Source organism: Shewanella canadensis (assembly GCF_003966225.1).
Taxonomy (GTDB): Bacteria; Pseudomonadota; Gammaproteobacteria; order Enterobacterales; family Shewanellaceae; genus Shewanella; species Shewanella canadensis.
Map to the genome: position 1 here is coordinate 477,611 of NZ_RXNU01000003.1, position 20,657 is coordinate 498,267.

General features: G+C 43.4%; 12 protein-coding genes and 3 tRNA genes. 10 read left to right on the forward strand and 5 right to left on the reverse strand.

From position 1 onward, the window contains the following. The first annotated feature begins 31 nt into the window (after window positions 1-31). The 5 genes from EKG38_RS08240 (at window position 32) to EKG38_RS08260 (ending at window position 10,279) form a co-directional block, all read left to right on the forward strand. The gene (locus EKG38_RS08240; RefSeq protein ID WP_126519784.1) at window positions 32-1,057 is read left to right on the forward strand and encodes a WD40/YVTN/BNR-like repeat-containing protein; all 1,026 of its coding nucleotides are present in this window, start codon (window positions 32-34) and stop codon (window positions 1,055-1,057) included. Window positions 1,058-1,073: 16 nt separating this feature from the next. Further along, window positions 1,074-3,392 (forward strand): efflux RND transporter permease subunit, encoded by a 2,319-nt coding sequence (locus EKG38_RS08245; RefSeq protein ID WP_126519785.1) that lies wholly within the window; start codon window positions 1,074-1,076, stop codon window positions 3,390-3,392. 265 nt (window positions 3,393-3,657) lie between these two features. After that, a complete protein-coding gene (locus tag EKG38_RS08250) occupies window positions 3,658-8,502 on the forward strand; it encodes an NAD-glutamate dehydrogenase (protein ID WP_126519786.1) in 4,845 nt (1,614 codons plus the stop codon). Window positions 8,503-8,561: 59 nt separating this feature from the next. Continuing rightward, window positions 8,562-9,581, forward strand: a complete 1,020-nt coding sequence (gene pyrD, locus EKG38_RS08255; RefSeq protein WP_126519787.1) for a quinone-dependent dihydroorotate dehydrogenase — start codon at window positions 8,562-8,564, stop codon at window positions 9,579-9,581. 164 nt (window positions 9,582-9,745) lie between these two features. Beyond that, window positions 9,746-10,279, forward strand: coding sequence for a cell division protein ZapC (locus EKG38_RS08260; RefSeq protein ID WP_126519788.1), 534 nt, complete (start codon window positions 9,746-9,748; stop codon window positions 10,277-10,279). A gap of 342 nt (window positions 10,280-10,621) precedes the next feature. Here the strand turns inward: EKG38_RS08260 and EKG38_RS08265 are convergent. The 3 genes from EKG38_RS08265 to EKG38_RS08275 form a co-directional block, all read right to left on the reverse strand. Continuing rightward, window positions 10,622-10,698: transfer RNA gene (locus EKG38_RS08265), tRNA-Met, on the reverse strand. 201 nt (window positions 10,699-10,899) lie between these two features. Continuing rightward, window positions 10,900-10,976: transfer RNA gene (locus tag EKG38_RS08270), tRNA-Met, on the reverse strand. A 210-nt stretch (window positions 10,977-11,186) separates the two neighbouring features. Continuing rightward, window positions 11,187-11,263 (reverse strand) — tRNA-Met (locus EKG38_RS08275). A 438-nt stretch (window positions 11,264-11,701) separates the two neighbouring features. Between EKG38_RS08275 and rlmKL the strand changes: the two genes are divergently transcribed. The 5 genes from rlmKL to rmf all read left to right on the forward strand — a co-directional run bounded on the left by rlmKL (window position 11,702) and on the right by rmf (window position 18,231). After that, window positions 11,702-13,837, forward strand: coding sequence for a bifunctional 23S rRNA (guanine(2069)-N(7))-methyltransferase RlmK/23S rRNA (guanine(2445)-N(2))-methyltransferase RlmL (gene rlmKL, locus EKG38_RS08280; RefSeq protein ID WP_126519789.1), 2,136 nt, complete (start codon window positions 11,702-11,704; stop codon window positions 13,835-13,837). Beyond that, the gene (locus EKG38_RS08285) at window positions 13,827-14,066 is read left to right on the forward strand and encodes a glutaredoxin family protein (RefSeq protein ID WP_126519790.1); all 240 of its coding nucleotides are present in this window, start codon (window positions 13,827-13,829) and stop codon (window positions 14,064-14,066) included. The genes rlmKL and EKG38_RS08285 overlap by 11 nt, the downstream gene beginning before the upstream one ends. A 1-nt stretch (window position 14,067) precedes the next feature. After that, window positions 14,068-15,987, forward strand: coding sequence for an ABC transporter ATP-binding protein (locus tag EKG38_RS08290; RefSeq protein WP_126519791.1), 1,920 nt, complete (start codon window positions 14,068-14,070; stop codon window positions 15,985-15,987). A gap of 28 nt (window positions 15,988-16,015) precedes the next feature. Beyond that, window positions 16,016-17,878, forward strand: a complete 1,863-nt coding sequence (locus EKG38_RS08295; RefSeq protein WP_126519792.1) for a DUF3466 family protein — start codon at window positions 16,016-16,018, stop codon at window positions 17,876-17,878. Window positions 17,879-18,054: 176 nt separating this feature from the next. Next, on the forward strand, window positions 18,055-18,231 hold the full coding sequence (rmf, locus tag EKG38_RS08300; protein WP_012142811.1) for a ribosome modulation factor: 177 nt from the start codon (window positions 18,055-18,057) through the stop codon (window positions 18,229-18,231). An 81-nt stretch (window positions 18,232-18,312) separates the two neighbouring features. Here the strand turns inward: rmf and fabA are convergent, their stop codons facing one another. Continuing rightward, window positions 18,313-18,828 (reverse strand): bifunctional 3-hydroxydecanoyl-ACP dehydratase/trans-2-decenoyl-ACP isomerase, encoded by a 516-nt coding sequence (gene fabA, locus EKG38_RS08305; protein WP_126519793.1) that lies wholly within the window; start codon window positions 18,826-18,828, stop codon window positions 18,313-18,315. Between the two features lie 69 nt (window positions 18,829-18,897). After that, window positions 18,898-20,640: a S16 family serine protease gene (locus EKG38_RS08310; RefSeq protein WP_126519794.1), complete on the reverse strand. Its 1,743-nt coding sequence runs from the start codon at window positions 20,638-20,640 to the stop codon at window positions 18,898-18,900. Window positions 20,641-20,657: the final 17 nt, after the last annotated feature.

The window sequence follows — 20,657 nt, forward strand, 5'->3', positions numbered from 1 at the left end:
GGGTGCCCCTATATCTCTTAAGGAAGTCTGTATGTTGTTTAGCATGCTTCGATTTGTTTTTGTTTGTTTAATCGCTACCCTTTTTCTGTCACCTGTAGCTCAGGCGAGTGATGCAAACAGTTCAAGTAGTCAAATTCAGCCATTAGCCATCGAGTCGATCATCCTCGATATCGCGACTAAGGGCGCCACTACAGTTGCCGTCGGTGAACGCGGACACGTTTTCATTCTTAATGGTGAAAAAGAGGGGTTGTGGACGCAAGTTTTAACGCCGACGCAGGCCCACCTCACGAAAGTATTGTTTATCACTCCTGAACTTGGTTGGGCGGTTGGTCATGATGCGACCATTATTCATACCATCGATGCCGGCCTGACCTGGCAGTTACAGATGAGCTCGCCAGAGATCGAAAAACCTTTGATGGATATTCTCTTCTTTGATGAACTAAATGGTGTGGCTATAGGTGCTTATGGCTTGTTCTATAGAACGTCTGATGGCGGTCAAACATGGTTAGGCGAATACCATGAAGAGCTACTGTTTGAGGAAGATGTCAGCTATCTTGCCGAGTTAAAGGCAGAAGATGAGGCGCTCTATCTAAGTGAACGCAGTGCTTTGCTTCCGCACTTTAACCGCTTAAACGTGCTGTCTAACGGTCAACTCATTATGGTCGGAGAGCTTGGCTTAGTTGCCGTGTCAGACAATCAAGGCAAACAGTGGACCAAAGTTGACTTCATCTATGAAGGCTCCCTGTTCAATACCATTCAACTCAACAACACTATTTTCGTCATGGGGCTGCGAGGTCATATTTTCCAAACTGATCTCGATATGGGCAGCTGGAAAGAGGTGAAATTACCTGTCGAGTCTACGATTAACGGCGCTTTGCCGAACAATGATGGCGGGTTGGTTTTAGTGGGTAATGCCGGTGTGATAATTGATGTACCCGCTCAGGGAGAGAGTAAGATTATTCATCAGCGACAGGGAGAGAATCTCGTTGCTATTAATCAAGATCCACAGGGACATATTTGGGTGGCAGGAACAAAAGGCCTCTTCGAATTAAAATAATAATAGGATCCTTAAGATGTTAGATAAAATGGTTAATGGACTTGAATCCTATCTATTCAGGCATAGAGCATTTGTTATTCTTGTTTTTTTAGTCACGACAGTGTTCTTAGGCTTACAGGCAAGCAACCTTAAAATGGATGCTGCCTTTATTAAGAACATTCCGCTCAACCATACTTATATGCAGACCTACCTCAAGCATCAAAAACAGTTTGGTGGGGCTAATAGTATTATGGTTGCGGTTGAAGACAGGAGTGGTGATATCTTCAACGAGCGTTTCTTCGATGCGTTAAAGAATGTTCACGATCAGTTGTTCTTCATTCCTGGTGTCGACAGGGCACAGGTTAAGTCTCTGTTTTCGCCATCGACGCGTTTTACTGAGGTGGTCGAAGATGGCTTTGCGGGCGGCCCGGTTATACCGGCAGACTTCTCGACAACAACCGCCGGACTCTCCGTTGTAAGAAATAATATTGAAAAAGCCGGTATTGTAGGCAGACTCATTGCTGAAGATTATTCGGCGGCCATGGTGTCAGCTCAACTGATGGATTTTGACCCTCAAACGGGTGAGCCATTAGACACACTTGCATTTGCATCTCAGCTTGAAGAGGAGCTGCGAACTCAATACGAAAATGACGACATAAAAATTCACATTATCGGTTTTGCCAAGATGGCGGGTGATGTTGCCGATGGTGCCAAGGGAGTCGTGCTGTTTTTCCTGATAGCGATCATCGTGACCGCTATCATGGTCTATCTGTTTTCAAAATCGCTGATACTGACTTTTTTGCCACTCGCTTGTAGTTTAATCGCCGTGATCTGGCAATTGGGATTACTGACCGTGGTTGGGTTTGGTTTAGACCCGATGTCAATTTTGATCCCTTTCCTTGTCTTTGCCATTGGCGTGAGTCACAGCGTACAGATGATCAACGCGGTCAGGCGCAGGGTGGCCGATGGCAAGTCGACTAAATCAGCAGCAGCCTCGGCGTTCAGAAGTTTGTTGATCCCCGGTGGAATCGCGCTCTTGTCTGACACTGTGGGTTTTCTAACTTTGCTGGCGATTGATATCGGTATTATTCGGGAGTTGGCGATATCGGCTTCTTTAGGCGTTGGTGTCATCATTCTCACCAACTTGATTTTATTGCCCTTGGTTATCTCATACACCCAGGTTACTCCACCGAAAAGGTCTCACGATCCTTCCAATGATGGAATAAACCATATCTGGAAGAAGCTGTCTGCGTTTGCCACGACTAAATATGCCATCTGGGTGTTACTCATCACTACCGGGCTTTACGCTCTTGGCGCTCAGCAAGCTAGCCTGATGAAAGTGGGTGACCTGCAAGGCGGCGCGCCTGCACTTCATTTTGATTCTCGCTACAATCAGGATACTTTTTATATCACTGATAAGTTTTCAATTACTACCGATGTTATGACCGTGATTGTAGAAGCCTTTCCTGAAGCCTGTACTTATCATTCAGTTTTAACAGAAATTGATGAGTTTGAATGGCTGGTCCGTAACACGCCTGGTGTAGAGGCGACTGCAAGCCTAGCGTCTGTGGCTAAGCGCGTTAATGCCGGTTTCAACGAGGGAAATCCTAAGTGGCAAGTGTTACCACGTACTACGGCAAGCCTGGTACAAGCCGTTGGTCGAGTCCCGACCACATCGGGTTTGCTCAATGGTGATTGTTCTGTCATGCCTGTTTATCTGTTCCTAAAAGATCATAAGGCCGAAACCATTGAATTGGTGATCGATAAAGTTAAGACTCTGGCAGCTGAAATGGATTCGGAAAAGCTGAAGTTTAAGTTGGCTTCAGGTCCTGTCGGTGTCATGGCGGCAACGAATGAGGCGGTGGCAGAAGCGCAGTTACCTATGATGCTGTACGTGTATGGTGCGGTCTTTATTCTCTGTTTAATCAGCTTTAGATCGCTACGGGCTACCGTAGCTGTCGTACTACCACTTTACGTTGTATCAACATTAGCTCAGGCACTGATGACGCAGCTCGATATCGGTCTGGCTGTTAGTACTCTGCCTGTTATCGCATTAGGGGTGGGTATCGGCGTCGATTATGGCATCTATATTCTTTCTACTATGGCTGTGAGGCTTAGAGATGGGATGCCTGTTCAGGAAGCCTACTATGAGGCGTTGGTTGAAAGGGGAAGTGCGGTTATATTCACCGGCCTTACACTAGCGATTGGTGTGAGCACCTGGTTCTTCTCTGCACTTAAGTTTCAAATGGATATGGGGATTCTTCTAACATTTATGTTTTTAGTTAATATGTTAGGAGCCATAATTATTTTGCCGGCAATCGGCGCCTTCTTTTGGCGAAAACCCAGAGTAGAATAGGGATAGAGGGAGCTTCGGCTCCCTTTTTTATTACCCTGTTTTTTGCATAGTTACGCTCAAATGCCGATTGATTTTTCATCTTTAGCACAAAAATACCACTATTACTGGTTTCGCAGAGGATCTACCACTAAAATAACACTCGAAAAATGGCAAGTTTAGTAATAGACTTCGCGCATGACCTAGGTCACATTCTCCAGACCGGTCATTTGTACAAGCATCCCAAAAATTATAAAAGCGCTGCCATAGACCCTAAGGAAACAGCAACATGGCCTTGAAAGATGCAATGCCTTCAGTACTACTCGAAAATGTAGTTAACCTAATTCACTCTAAAGTTCCTCATGCACAATCAAAACAAGTAGAGCAGCTTGCTTCTTGTCTTTATGCCCATATGTCGAAAGACGATCTTAATGCCCGTAATGATAGTGACCTTTATGGTGCGGTATTAAGTTTATGGAATTCGGCAAATGTCACCCCTAAGGGGGAGTCCCATATTCGGGTATTTAACCCTAGCCAGTCTAAGCATGGTTGGCAGTCGACTCACTCGATCATCGAAGTTATTCAACCCGATATGCCATTCCTGGTTGATTCTGTCGGTATGGCACTCAATCGAATTGGTATCACGGCCCACGCTATTCTGCATACTCCTCTCTCAATAAAAAGAACTAAAGGGATGATTACGCAGGTTCACTACGGGGATGAGGGTAGCGAGAAACTTGAAAAGGTCGCTGTGTTCCTGATTGAGATTGATAGGCAAAGCAGTGATAAGGATATCAAGCAATTAGAGAAAGAAATTGAGTCAGTATTGGGTGATGTTGCAGCGTCTGTAGGCGACTGGGACATTATGTCTGCCAAATTGACAGAGACAATAAAAGAGCTCGATACTCGTCCTTACCCGGGTCATAAGAGTGAGCGTGAAGAAGCAATTAATTTCCTAAAGTATCTTAATGATCACCATTTTACCCTATTAGGCTATCGCAGATACGACCTGCACAAGGTAGAAGGTGATTTAGAGCTCATTCCTGATACTTCAACGAGCCTGGGATTAATGAATATTCCCGGCAAGCCAAAGCCTGAAACCGGGTTACTCCTCTCCCAGTTATCGGAAAGTGCTCGTAAAGAAGCCTTGGATAATAGCTTGTTGGTCTTGACCAAAAGTAGCGAAAAGAGTCGTGTTCACCGTCCAGCCTACGTCGATTACGTTGGCGTTAAACGTTTCGATGAAAAAGGGAATGTTATTGGCGAAGATAGATTCTTAGGACTCTATGCTTCTAATCTCTATAATCGTAGCCCTCGTGAAATTCCAATGTTAGCCGAAAAAGTACAGCGAGTGCTGGACCGCTCCGGTTTGACGCCGAGTTCTCACGATTATAAAGCCTTGATGCATATCCTAGAGACACTGCCCCGCGATGAACTTATTCAGGGGAATGTCGAAGAGTTAGCCCATGTCGCCCATGGTGTTCTGGAGATGCAAGATAGAGATAAATTGAAACTATTTGTACGTAAAGATGGCTTCGGTCGCTTCCTGTCCTGTTTGGTATACGTCTCTAAAGATAGATATAACACTAAATTACGTGAAGACACTCAGCGAATTCTGGGCCAGCACTTCAAGAGTGATTCACAAGTTGAATTTACCACTTACTTTTCAGAATCAACGCTCGCGCGAACTCATTACATAGTGAAAGTCGATAATAATAATATGGATGTGGATGTGGCTGCTATCGAAAACAATTTAATTGAAGCTGCTCGCTCTTGGGAAGATAAACTCAATGATGCATTGAGTAGTGCTCAGGGTGAAGAGTTAGGTAAGAGTCTTAGCAAGCGTTATATCAATGCCTTTCCTCGCAGTTATAAAGAGGATGTATTGCCAAGCTCTGCCGTTGTCGATATTCAGCACCTTGAATCTTTAAATGATGATCTGCAACTGGGAATGCTTTTCTATCAGCCACAAGAGACTGCACTTAATAACAGTAAAGTTCGTCTGAAGTTGTTCCATAAAGATGAGCCCATTCATCTGTCAGATGTTTTACCTATGCTGGAAAACTTCGGTCTAAGAGTGATCAACGAACGTCCTTATGAACTTAAGACGGCGGATGGCGCAACCTATTGGATCCTTGATTTCTTGATGACAGTGCAGGGCACGTCAACACAGAGCATCGCTGATAGTCAACTTCGTTTCCAAACCGCTCTATCTGAAGTGTGGAGAAAGAAACTTGAAGATGATGGCTTTAACCGATTAGTGTTAGCGACAGGTCTTGGTGGAAGAGAAGTCTCGATTCTACGTGCCTATGCGAAATATATGCGCCAGATCGATGCAACCTTCAGCCAAGCTTACATCGAAGAGACATTCACTCGCTATCCTCAGATCGCAGATTTTCTGGTTAAGATGTTTATGCGTAAGTTTAACCCGAAACTTAAGACTCGCACGCTGAGTAAGTTTGTTGAACAGATCGATCTGCGTTTGGAAGATGTGTCCAGCCTGGATGATGACAGAATTATTCGTCGTTACTTAGATCTTATCAATGCCACGCTGAGAACGAACTTCTATCAAGTTAGCGAAACTGGTGAAGTGAAAGCTTATCTTTCATTCAAATTTGCACCGGAAGAGATCCCTGAGATGCCTCGTCCTTTGCCTAAATTTGAAATCTTTGTCTATTCACCAAGAGTCGAAGGTGTGCACCTTCGTGGTGGCAAAGTGGCGCGTGGTGGACTGCGTTGGTCTGACCGTCGTGAGGATTTCCGTACTGAAGTATTGGGTCTCGTTAAAGCGCAGCAAGTTAAAAATACCGTAATCGTACCGGTTGGTGCTAAAGGTGGTTTTGTTTGTAAGCAACTGCCGACAGAGGGGGGGCGCGAAGCGTTCTTTACCGAAGGTCAAGAGTGCTATCGCCTGTTTATTCGCGGTCTGTTGGATATCTCTGACAATATTATCAATGGGGAAGTCGTTCCGCCTGCGAATGTCGTTCGTCATGACGAAGATGACCCTTATTTAGTCGTCGCAGCCGATAAAGGCACCGCAACCTTCTCTGATATCGCTAATGCTATCTCCGCGGAGTATAACTTCTGGTTAGGTGATGCTTTTGCTTCTGGTGGTAGTAATGGTTATGACCACAAGAAGATGGGGATCACGGCCCGAGGTGCTTGGGAGTCTGTTAAACGTCATTTCCGTGAGATAGGTATCGATTGCCAGACAACAGATTTTACCTGCTTGGCAGTCGGTGATATGGCCGGAGATGTATTCGGCAACGGTATGTTGTTATCTGAACATATTCGTTTGGTCACAGCTTTTAACCATATGCATATATTTATCGACCCTAACCCTGATGCAGCATCAAGTTATAAAGAGCGTGCGAGACTATTTGAACTCCCTCGTTCAAGTTGGGAAGACTATAACAAGGAGCTTATCTCTAAAGGGGGGGGCATATTCCTTCGTTCTGCTAAGAAGATCTCTTTGACCCCAGAAATGAAGAAGATGCTGGAAACTAAGAAAGTATCGATGACACCAACGGAGTTGTTGAAAGAGCTTCTTAAGATGAAGGTCGATCTTATCTGGAATGGTGGTATCGGCACTTATGTTAAGGCATCGAACGAAACTCATGCCGAAGTTGGTGACCGCGCCAATGATGCACTTCGTGTCAATGGTAATGAAGTTCAGGCCAGAATTATCGGTGAAGGCGGTAACTTAGGCTGTACTCAGCTTGGTCGTATCGAATATGCCAGTAACGGCGGACGCATGAACACGGATTTCGTGGACAACGTCGGTGGTGTTGACTGTTCTGATAATGAAGTCAACATTAAAATCTTACTGAACGCATTAGTTACAGATGGTGAAATGACGTTGAAGCAGCGTAATCGCCTCTTAATAGAGATGACTGATGAAGTCGGACGTATTGTCTTACAAGACTGTAAAGATCAAACCAGAACCATTTCGGTTACTCAGGTTCGAGGTGCTGAACAGCTTAAAGAGCAGATCCGTTTTATTCACTATCTTGAAAAAGACGGTAAGCTGGACAGAGGTCTGGAGTTCATTCCGTCAGATGATGAACTTGCGGAGCGACTCGCTAATGGTAAGGCGCTAACTCGTCCAGAGCTTTCTGTACTGGTTGCCTATGCGAAGATGGTGTTAAAAGAGCAATTGATAACGCCTGAAATTACCGATGATCCTTTCCTGAGTCAGCTGCTCATCGCTTATTTCCCTCAACAGTTACAAGAGAAGTACAGCGACCGTATGGTAGCTCACCCACTGCGTGCAGAAATTATTGCCACCTCACTCGCGAATGAGCTTGTGAATGATTTAGGCCTTAATTTTGTTCAACGTATGCAAGATGAGACCGGTGCCTCAGTAGCTGAAGCTGCCATTTGTTACACTATGGCACGTGAAGTGTTTGGTTTATATGATTTAACCAAAGAGATCACTGCATTAAATGGAGTTATTCCTGCAGTTGTTCAAGGTGAAATGCTACATCAAATTCGCCGAAATATTCGTCGCGCTTGTCGCTGGTTCCTACGCCATCGCAATCGCAGCCATAGTATTGAGCAAACTGTAACGTTTTATGCTCCAGTATTCGCTGACTTAAAGGCGAATGTACACAATTATATGGTCGAAGAAGAGGTCAACGGCATACGTTCAGAAATTGCTGCTTTAGTTAAAGAGGGCGTTACTGAAGATGTTGCTACCCATGTTGTTAATATGAGTACCTTATTCTCTGCACTGGATATATCACAAATCGCTGAACTTGAAGATAAGCCTGTAGCCTTAGTTGCTCAGACGTACTTCAAGTTAGGTGCGCGTGTTGAGTTACACTGGTTCTTAGATCAGATTAGTGCTCAGCCGGTAGCGAACCATTGGCAAGCGCTCGCAAGAGCGGCCTTTAGAGAAGAGTTAGATTGGCAGCAACGTTCACTGAGCTCGGTCGTACTTCGTGCCTGTACAGATACGTGTGATGCAGAGACAATAATCACGCAGTGGATCGACTCCAATGAGGGCTTGTTGGAGAGATGGTTCCACATGCTTGCAGACTTTAAGACTTCGCAGATCCATGAGTTTGCGAAGTTCTCGGTCGCATTACGTGAACTAAACCTTTTGATTCTTCATTGTGAAGGTCAAAAGTAAACAATAATAATTAAATAGCCCTGGCAAATGCCGGGGCTTTTTTCGGTCTAGGAGAAAACATGTTTTACAAAATTGCTCAAAAAGTCATGTTTCAGATGGATCCTGAGAAGGCGCATCATCTTGCTATAGTAAGTCTTAAGGCGACGGCGAATACACCTTTAGATTGTTTTTATGCGCAGAAGTTTACTCAAGCCCCTGTTGAGTTTATGGGAGTGACTTTTCCTAACCCCGTTGGTTTAGCTGCAGGGATGGATAAAGATGGCGAGTGCATCGATGGCTTTCATGCGATGGGGTTTGGTCATATTGAAGTGGGGACAGTAACCCCCCGACCACAACCGGGTAATGATCTGCCACGTCTGTTTAGACTGAAGCCTGCGAAAGCGATTATCAATAGAATGGGATTTAACAACAAGGGGGTTGATAATCTGGTTGCAAATTTAAAAGCGGCTAAGTCAGGTGCCTTGGTTGGCGTCAATATTGGTAAGAACAAAGATACGCCGGTAGAGCAGGGTAAAGATGATTATCTTATCTGCATGGAGAAGGTTTATGAATATTCGGCATATATAGCCATCAATATCTCATCTCCTAATACTCCGGGACTCCGTAGTCTACAATATGGTGATTTGCTTGATGATCTATTGGGATCATTAAAAGCCAAACAGAAAGATCTTGCTGAGAAGCATGGTAAGTATGTTCCGATCGCTCTTAAGATTGCACCGGATTTGTCAACAGAAGAGATTGAGAAAATTTCAGATTCACTGATCAGAAATCAATTTGACGGTGCTATTGCGACCAATACAACACTCAGTCGAGATGGTGTCAGTGGTTTGATGAACTCTAATGAAGCGGGTGGGTTAAGTGGTAAGCCATTAAATTCATTATCTACAGCGGTGATTAAACAGTTGGCTGATTGTTTAAAAGGTGAGATACCGATCATTGGTGTCGGTGGAATTAATACTGCTTCAGATGCTTTAGATAAACTCGATGCAGGCGCAAAAATGGTGCAAATATTCTCAGGGTTTATCTATCAGGGACCTAAATTAATTCAAGATATCGTTGAAGCTTATAGGGCTCGATAGTAAATAGATCTTTATTGGATCTACTTTTGATCGCGCGATCGCAATTGGATCGCGCATGATCAATATAACATATTGTTATTAAACTCATATTTTGAAAATATATTTTGATATTGGATAAATTATCATCTATTATCGAGCTGTACTTTATATTATGGGTAAACGTTATGTTATTAATGCCAAAAAGGGATTGGCAATGGATATATAACGATGCGTATGGTTTTTTAAGCGTTTCGTTAGGCTCAGATATGGAATTTCTGACCCCTTATAAATCTAAATCTTTAATCCCTGATGCCCAATCGGAATTAGAGTTCAGTGTCGAACACGCTAAATTTTATATTGAGTTTGTTGAGAGGCTCTCTAAGTCGATGAGTTTATCTGATGCGGCTAAGGTGCAATTGGCTCTTAATGCGACTGCTGCACATTTCTTATTAAAGCCTCAGATGCCTAAATCCTGGTTTTTCGATACAAGCACTATGTGTGTCTATAGCGAATTAGCTAAAGTTTTTCAACTAAGGTGTCAAGGGGTGAACGCTCAGGTCCTGGTGGTTGAAGCAAATATTCAAGCATCACTCGTTATGCTCTTATCAAATGAACTTTCGCTAAATGGCACTAAGTCATTAATGCAATTTGAGTGTATCAAGGTCATGAATGACAGATTGTACCCATTAAATATCAAGCGACATATTGTTGCGGCTTAACTAATTCCCAGCTGAGTTACCCACTACTTATTTTATCTCTGGTTACCTCTGGTTATCTTTGCGATGGCCAGGGTCTGACTTAATGTTTCCATCCTCTCCGAAATAATCAACCTTATTAAATCGCCATAAAAAGATGAGAGTCGATCTTTAATTTATCGTACGTTCACAGAACACAGAACACAGAACACAGAAAAATTAATGAAAAGTTTGAATCAATAGTTATGAATCTGATGAATTTATAATTAGCTGAATGGTGAATAAATAAAGGTACGGATCAAGAAAATGGCTAGGGAAGCGGATTTATTTTAAAGCAGGGTATCGACTTTGGTTTTAGATAAAAATTGGTTGCGGGAGCTGGATTTGAACCAACGACCTTCGGGTTATGAGCCCGACGAGCTACCATACTGCTCCATCCCGCGACTGTTTTTTATTAAAGTCTAATAGATGTTTTTATTCTTCTACTAAAGAATTGGTTGCGGGGGCTGGATTACTTTTTATTAAAGCAGGGCAACGACCTTCGCCTTGTTTTCATAAAGAGTTGAGCTCGAGTAGCTTTTATACTGCTCCATCCCGCGTCCGATAAACGCTGTAAATTGTTTTGATTCTATTTACTAAAGAATTGGTTGCGGGAGCTGGATTTGAACCAACGACCTTCGGGTTATGAGCCCGACGAGCTACCATACTGCTCCATCCCGCGTCCGGATGACCTATACACTAGATGAATGAATTTAAGTTTTGATTCTTTCAATCTAAGAATTGGTTGCGGGAGCTGGATTACTTTATATAAAAGCGGGGCAACGACCTTCGCCTTGCTTTCATAAATAGCTGAGTCCGAGTAGCTTTTATACTGCTCCATCCCGCGTCCGATAAACGCTGTAAATTGTTTTGATTCTATTTACTAAAGAATTGGTTGCGGGAGCTGGATTTGAACCAACGACCTTCGGGTTATGAGCCCGACGAGCTACCATACTGCTCCATCCCGCGTCCGGATGACCTATACACTAGATGAATGAATTGAAGTTTTGATTCTTTCAATCTAAGAATTGGTTGCGGGAGCTGGATTACTTTATATAAAAGCGGGGCAACGACCTTCGCCTTGCTTTCATAAATAGCTGAGTCCGAGTAGCTTTTATACTGCTCCATCCCGCGTCCTAGTTTCACTTTTAAGGATTTGCTAGATTTGACAATCTCAAACCCGCTCCCTCTCAAAGCGGGGCGAACTATAGCGATAAGATTTTCCCATTGCAAGCCACATTTACGATAACTCGATTGAACGTTCATTAATGAAGCTAAACGCATCGTGAACGTACAAACCTGCATAACCTAAGTGGATTTTTGAGCCACTTATCCAATAACTTTTTATCATTTGTCTCGTCTTCGGGTATAATGTCTGATTAATTTTTAATGTGTATCAATTTATCGATGTTAAATTTCTTTGCTGCGGCTCCTAGGGGCTACGAATATGCGTTATCACTTGAGCTTGCAGAACTCGGTGCTTCTGAAATAAAAGAGAGTGTTGCAGGTGTTTATTTTTCGGCTTCGCTGGAATTAGGATACCGGATAACGCTATGGTCGCGGATAGCTAGCCGTATTATTCTTGTTATCCACAAAGGCCCGTGTGAATCCCCCGAGCAGCTATATAATGCGGCTTATGGTATCGATTGGCAGATGGAGTTTAATCACCGTAGTACATTCAGCATCGATTTTCATGGTATGGGTGGCTTTATTAATAACACCATGTTTGGTGCGCTTAAGATTAAAGATGCCATCGTTGACCGTTTCCGTGACGATGACTGCCCAAGACCTGATGTGGCTCGTGTGGATGCAGATTTTCGAATCGATGCTCACTATCGCCGCGGACAGATCACTATCGGTTTGAATTTTTCTGGTCCGGCGCTCCATAAGCGTGGCTACCGTTCAACAACGGGTGAGGCACCATTAAAAGAGAACCTGGCTGCGAACATGTTGGTTCGTAGTGGTTGGCAAAAGACTCCGGTCACCCTAATGGATCCGTTCTGTGGTAGTGGTACTATATTGATTGAAGCCGCAATGATGGCTTGCGATATGGCGCCCGGACTACATCGTGAGCGTTTTGGTTTTGAACATTGGCACAGACATAGTGACAAAGTATGGCAAGGTTTGTTAGACGAAGCCAAAGCCAGAGCGTCAATAGGCAAAACACGTTGTACGACTAAGTTTTATGGCTCAGACATAGACTCACGGCTCGTTGCTCTGGCAAAACGTAATGCCGAAAATGCGGGCGTATTGGATCTGATAGAGTTTGACGTCTCAAATGCACTGAATGTTAAAGTGCCTGCTGAATCAGGTTACCTTATCAGTAACCCGCCTTATGGTGAGCGATTAGGCACAGTGACAGCGCTTTTACAGCTGTATTATCAATTAGGTGATAAGTTTAAGGCTGAATTTGGTGGTTGGAATCTCGCTATTCTAAACAGTGATGTTGAACTTTTATCCGCATTGAAGCTGAAAGCTGACAAGCAGATGAAGATGAATAACGGTGCGCTGGAATGTGCATTTAATCTTTATACTGTTCATGCAGAAAATACACGCCGTGTCGACCCAACCAAAATCAATCGAGACGGCGATGTCAGTGACATTGCGGTGCCTTTTGCTAACCGGGTCAAAAAGAATTTTAAGCAATTGCAGAAGTGGGCTAAAAAAGAGGGCGTCGATAGCTATCGTATCTACGATGCCGATCTACCTGACTATAAAGTTGCCATCGATAAATATCTCGATTACGTTGTGATCCAAGAATATACCGCACCAGTAGATATTCCAGAGTCTGTAACTAAACGTCGTCTTACTGACGTTTTGATCACCTTGCCTAGTGCTATTGGTATCGATCCCGAGCATATTATTTTAAAAACTCGTGAGCGTCAGAAGGGCACTAATCAATATGAGAAGATCCAAGCAAATAAACTTGAGCTAATTACCACTGAGTACGGGGCTAAATTTAAGCTAAACCTCAAAGAGTATTTAGATACGGGGCTTTTCCTCGATCATCGCCTCACGCGTAAGCTCGTTGGGCAAAAATCTAAAGACAAAGATGTACTGAATTTATTTGCTTACACCGGAACGGCTTCTGTGCATGCGGCATTGGGTGGGGCTAAATCGGTTAAAACGGTCGATATGTCAAATACCTATACCAACTGGGCTAAAGAGAATTTTGCCTTAAATGGGTTGAATGATGATAAATATCAGTTTGTTCAAGCCAACTGCATGCAGTGGATCAAAACCACTCATGATAAATTTGACCTTATTTTTATCGATCCTCCAACGTTTTCCAATTCAAAGCGCATGGAAGATTCTTTCGATGTTCTACGTGACCATGTTGCCTTGTTATCGAGTTTAATTAAGCTATTGAATCCTAACGGCGAGATTATTTTCTCTAACAATAAGCGTAAGTTTAAAATGGAGATCGAAGCATTAGAAGCATTGAATTTTACCGTTAAAAATATCGATAATCAGACGTTACCTTTGGATTTCAAACGTAATCCACAAATCCATAATACTTGGCTGTTGACCCATGCCGAGTAATCCATTTCAGTATATCTTGTTTCACACAGATGCCTGTCATCTGTGTGAACTTGCTGCACAGTTACTCGATCAAATTCAGCTTGAATATGAGAAGCAAGATATTTGCGATGACGATTTCCTTGCCGAGCAATATGGTATACGCATTCCCGTATTAAAACAGATTGATACCAATAAAGAGCTAAATTGGCCTTTTGATATTGATAATGTGAAAGAATTTTTAGGAGCATAACTTGAGTTTAGTTCGTATTAATAGTGGTTCGTTAGCGTATGGCTATACACCATTATTGCAAAAAGCCGATTTTACCATCGAACCCGGCGAGCGAGTGTGTATCGTTGGTCGAAATGGTGCTGGCAAATCGAGCTTAATGAAGGTATTGAGTGGTGATGTATTACTCGACGAGGGCGAATTTAACATAGCTACAGATGTTAAAGTGAGTCGTTTACAGCAAGATCCCCCTAAGGCTGATAAGGGGTCTGTCTATTCCTATATTTCTGCAGGTCTGCAAGAAGTAGGGGAGAAGTTGGAGCGTTATCATCAGTTGGCCCATGATCTTGGCAGTGCAGATCCTGAGCAGATGGAGCGTATGCTCAAGCAGATGGAGCGTTTGCAAGAGGATATTGATCACCTCAATGGTTGGCAGCTTGATAGCCGAATCAACCAGAACTGTGAATTATTAGGTTTAGACCCTGACAGTGCTCTATCTGAATTGTCGGGTGGCTGGCAACGTAAAGTAGCACTCGCCCGAGCGCTGGTTAGCGAACCTGATCTACTTCTTTTAGATGAACCGACTAACCATCTTGATATCGATACGATCGAATGGCTTGAGCAGTTCTTAATGAGCTATAAAGGTGCAATTGTTTTTGTGAGTCACGATAGGGGGTTTATTTCAAGAATGGCGACCCGAATCGTGGATCTTGATCGTGGCGTTGTGACCTCTTGGCCTGGAAATTATCAAGCATATTTAGATGGTAAAGTTGAATGGTTGAGAGTTGAAGCAGAGCAAAATGCACACTTCGATAAAAAACTAGCCGATGAAGAGACGTGGATCCGTCAAGGTGTGAAAGCGAGACGAACCCGAAATGAGGGTAGGGTACGCGCGCTTAAAGCACTGCGAGTAGAGCGTATGGCACGCCTTAATCGTCAAGGCTCCGCTAAGATGGCGGTTGCGGATACCGATCGCTCCGGTAAGTTAGTATTCGATATTGAAGATCTAAATTACAATCTTCCAGATAAGAATCTGGTTAAAAATTTCACGACTTCAGTCATGCGCGGTGACCGAATTGCGCTTATTGGACCTAATGGCTGTGGTAAATCGACATTAGTAAAATTACTTATTGGTCAGCTAGAAGCTCAGTCGGGGAGTGTTAAAGTCGGTACCAAACTCGAAATTGCCTATTTCGATCAGTACCGCGAAGCACTCGATCCTGAGAAGACAGTGGAAGAAAATGTCGGCGAAGGTAAGAAGACCATTACTATTAATGGTCAAGACCGTCATATTCTGAGTTATTTGCAGGATTTCTTGTTTTCACCGATGAGAGCAAGAACACCGGTTAAAGCACTCTCAGGCGGTGAAAAGAATAGACTACTGTTAGCACGTCTACTGCTAAGACCCGCTAATTTAATTATTCTTGATGAGCCGACGAACGACCTTGATATTGAGACCTTAGAGTTGTTAGAGTCACTACTTGCTGATTATCCTGGCACCTTACTTATCGTCAGCCATGATCGAGCCTTTATCGATAATACTGTGACTAGTAGTTGGTGGTTCACGGGTAACGGTGGTTGGGCTGAATATGTTGGCGGTTATCAAGATGCCGTGTCTCAAGGAGCAAAGTTTTATTCTGAGGAACCTCAAGAGACAAAGAGTGTCCAACCTGTCGAGGTTGAGGCCAAAGAGGTTAAAACCCCAGTAAAAGCTAAAGTTGAAAAGAAGCTATCGTATAAGTTACAGCGCGAGCTCGAATCGTTGCCAGCCACCATGGAGCAGTTAGAGCAAGAGGTTGAAGCTTTACAGGAAAAGATTAGTGCGCCAGAGTTTTATGCTCAGGATCAAGATAAAATTAACCTTCAACTCGAGCTGCTAGCCAATAAAGAGCAGGAGTTGGAAGTTTGCTTTGAGCGATGGGAAGAACTTGAGTCGCTCAAGTAAGACTAAAATAATAATGGGAATAGCGTTAATGAAGTTTAAACTGGATAAAGCCCTTTCATTAGTTGCCGTAGGCGTAATTGGTGTTCTTCAGGGCGCTCATGCCGCGCCAGTCTATGAAATTAAAAACATCGAAGATTTCGATCTTAACGGCACGCTGGAAAGCACTCGTAATGGATATGGTATGGCAGTCAATGCCGATAACAAATCTGTCGGAGTTTCAAAAGGTAAGAAGAAGCTCGATACTTCTGAAGAAGATGATAATGGTGTGATTGATATCGAAGATGGTATCGCCGATGCTGAGAAGATCACCTATTCTATCGATGAGCCGATTAAAGCAAACAACTTCACTTTTACCTCCGATGAGAATGGCGCATCGGGTGCCTGGATACCCACGTTTGATAGCGTGAACGACACTACGCCGCCAAAAGATACCGTTCCTGATGTTCCTGAGTCAATCAATTCTGTCGATGTTAATTACTACGACATAAATGACGCCGGAGTCAAAATTGGTTCCATGACCTCCCCGGAGCAGAAAGTCGAATACACAGGTGATACCGCCGATCAAGATTACTGGTATTACCGGGAGTTTGAAGAGCGAGGTTTTGCTAAGACTGCCAGTGGTAGCGAGATAGAACTATTACCCCCATTAACTGAATATGTAAAAGACAGCGACACGGTTAATGTCGGTGGGTATTCGGTGGCTACGGCCATTAATGCAACAAACCTTATCACAGGTTATGCTGGTACCGAGCTGTCAAAAACGGCAAAAGAGAAGCTAGACAGCTGTATATCTGGTGATACGTACCCGGTAGATGTGTGTATTCAAGATGAGCAATATCCCGATAACAATGGTTATAGCAGCATTCAGTATGATGTGCGTGCCTATGTGTGGCAATTGGGCGCCGATGATGCAGTGACTGAAACTAAAGAGCTACCATTAGGTCTGACTTCAACATCTGACACTGTGTTCAGAGCGCAGGGATTGGGCGTGAATGCCGAAGGAGTGGTGGTTGGTCGCTCTCACGTCTATCGCAACGATGATAAAGATAAACTCGCATATGATTCTGCATACTGGACAAAGAACGGTGACGGTAACTATGAGTATCACTGGATCTCAATGATAGACGATAGATTTAGTTCTATCGCCTATGACATCAATGACAGTGGCATACTGGTAGGTAGTTATCAGCAGTATCTGGAAGGTTATGTTCGTGATAAGTTTTTCTATTTCGACACCAATAATCCAGATAGTGAAATCGTCACACCTAACGACTTTTATAACACGACTTCAGATCTAAGCAGTAAAGCTAAAGACATCAACAATAAAGGTCAGGTCGTCGGATTTATCGAGACGACGCATGATAAAGAGAAGCCGCGTCCGAAAGAGGGATTTCTGTTCGACAAGTCGACCAGCGAGTTTAGCAACTTAAATAAGTTGCTAACCTGTGAGTCGAAAGGGTTTGTTAAAAACTCAGACGGTGACTGGGTGCGTAATAAGATAGAAGTTAAAGACGGCACCGGAGTGACACTGACCTATAGCAGTGACATCAAGGTCGTTGAAGCTAACAGCATCAATGAAGATGGCACCATTGTCGGCACGGCCTTTATTCGTAAGCCGCTGTATAAATACGATGTCGATGGCAATCTGGTTATCGGTGAAAATGGTGAAGCGGTATTTGAAGTTAATGGCTATGGCGACCCATTAACTTCTTATCTGCCTCGCATGGTGGTCCTGCAGCCCAATGGCGCTGAGGCTGATGAATCATTCGTCAATGCGAATAACTGTGTCGATGATAACGGTGATCCAGAGGATTATAAGCGTAAAGGGGCTGCCAGTTTTGCGTGGTTGTTCGCCTTACCACTACTTTGGTTCCGCCGCAGGTTTAAGTAGAACATAAATCTTAAAAAGTCGAGGCAAATGCCTCGATTTTTTTTGTTCAAAAAACTCAACAGCTTAAATAATAACCGTTAAAAATCGTTAAATATTGATTGATTTTGAGTTCAAAAAACTCTATTTATATTAAGTGAAGCTATTGCTTCTTTGTATGTAGAACAGAGGATGCTTGCATGAAGAGACAAAAAAGAGATCGTTTAGATAGAGCTTTTTCGAAAGGATTTCAGGCTGGAGTTGGCGGCCGCTCAAAGGAGAATTGTCCTTATTCGACACTTGACTCGAAGTCACAATGGTTAGGGGGTTGGCGTGAAGGAGTAGATGGCCGGCTAACTGGCTTATTCAATAAATAACGCAGCATTTTTGCCCTCCGGCCTCATCATATATAGCTATAAGTGAGTTAAGAGGGCATTTTTATGGACGAAAGAAAGTCCTTAGAAAGAAGATGTATCTGTGAATATACCCACTTTGAGATCTTTTGCACTGTAGATCTCACGTCCGTCAACTTCCATCGTTGCATCGGCAATACCCATTACCAACTTTCGATATACTTTACGTTTAATCGTCAGCTTATAAGTCACTTTTTTAGCATCTGGTAGTACCTGGCCTGTGAACTTAACCTCACCTACGCCCAATGCGCGTCCTTTGCCTTCAGCACCTTCCCAGCCCAGGAAGAAACCGACCAGTTGCCATAATGCATCTAAACCCAGACAACCAGGCATGACAGGATCGCCCGAAAAGTGACAGCCGAAAAACCACAGGTCAGGGTTAATATCTAGCTCTGCTACAATTTCGCCCTTACCGAATTCACCGCCATCTGCATTAATTTTGGTGATCCTATCCATCATCAACATGTTGTCTATAGGTAGACGTGGAGAGCTTTTACCAAATAACTCTCCATGTCCGCAGGCTATTAGGTCTTTTTTATTGAAACTGTTCGCTTTACTCATCGATATACTTCACTTCAGCAATTTTTAGAACTCAAGATTAGCGAACACGTGTAAGCTAAACAACTCCGATCAGCTGGAAAAGCTTAATTTTTCGACTAGCTTCGCAAAAAAACTTTTTTCTTCATCCTGATAACCGGCTAATCCAGCGAGACGGCCCTGAACTAATCCATATAGCGAATCTTCCGGGAAGTTATTATCTTTATCGGCAATCCCCGCGTTGATATTCATTAGTCGTTCAACTGCTTCATCGATATGTTCAATTTCATACAGGTGAAACTCACCCGCTGTAACGGCTTCTATCAGTTGTGGACTGAGGTTAAGTTGTTGAGTATTCGATTTCGGGATGATGACACCTTGGGTACCGGTTAAGCCACGACGTGAACATAGATTAAAAAAGCCCTCAATTTTCTCGTTAACTCCACCTATGGCTTGCACGTTTCCAAATTGATCGAGTGCTCCGGTTACTGCAATACCTTGATCGATGGGCTTTTCTGTAATAGCCGATATCAGGCAGCAATACTCGGCAAGCGAAGCACTGTCGCCATCGATCTCTTGATATGATTGCTCAAAGACGATGTTTGCATTCAAATGAAGAGGTGCATCTTTACCGAAGATCCTGTAAAGACAAGACGAGAGGATCATCATTCCCTTCGCATGAATGTTGCCACCGAGTTCAGATTTTCTTTCGATATCGGCAACCTCACCATCACCATAATGGACTGAAGCTGTGATCCTGGCCGGCTCACCATAACTGTACTCGACAGTTTCCAGCACAGTGAGCCCGTTTATTTGGCCGACCATAAACTTATCTGTGGGTAAGTTAATAAATTTGTCGTCAAAATTTTGAGCCGACAACATTTCAGAAGCATTATGCCTGCTCTGATGTTTTTTCAATGCATGAATAATGGATTCACCAGTGATCTCCTCTTGCCCAGAATAAGCCTTAGCCTGAGCTAACAGGTGTCCAATTTGCGACGATAGTAGTGAAAGTCTTTGTTGATGGTCGGCTATTCGGGCACTGTATGAGAAGAGCGGAACAAGGGCAGATTGAGACAGGGTGGTATCTACACTGGCTGTAACGGCTAATAACCAGCATGCATAATCATCTTCAGAATGATGGCCTAAATCGAGTTCGTTGACCATCTCTCCGAGTAACGGGAAATGTAATGAAAACTGTGGTTCTTCAACCCAGCAGAGACTAAATTGTGTACTGGATCCGACAAGTACGATTTTACAATTGAGAGGAAGAGCCGGGAGAGTGGAATGAACATGGTACTGTCTATGGGTCAGTATTTCTAAAAGGAGGTCCCATAACCCTTCACGTTTCCAGAGTGATTCGGCGCAAATAAATAGATAGTGACATTGTGCGAGCGCCCCGGGAATATATTGAGTCTTACTATTGCCCGTTTCATTACTGCTTTGAGCGAGTCTTCCGACGAGATCTGCGCGTTTAATGTTACCGGAAAGGTATTGATAGGGTTGATTTTTGGTTGAGAATATATCCCCAAGTGCGGCTGAGTCGTCGTTTTTCCAATCAAAGGTTAATTGCTTGTTGCTTATTGCTTTATGTAAATATTGATCTTCTTGAACACCCAAGTTAAGTGTGAGTGACTTGATGAATTCGCACCTGTCTATTCCCGGTAAATCAGCAAGGTACATATGCTGATTTGATGTTCTTGTCAGTAGCTCAAATGCATCGATGACTCTTTCCTGACCTAATAATAAACCTTGTTTATTATTTTTAATTTCAGAGAGAGTTGGAATTTTATGATGGGGTGACAATGCTGAAACTGGGATGACGTTTGGATTCATATAGCAAGTGCTACTTA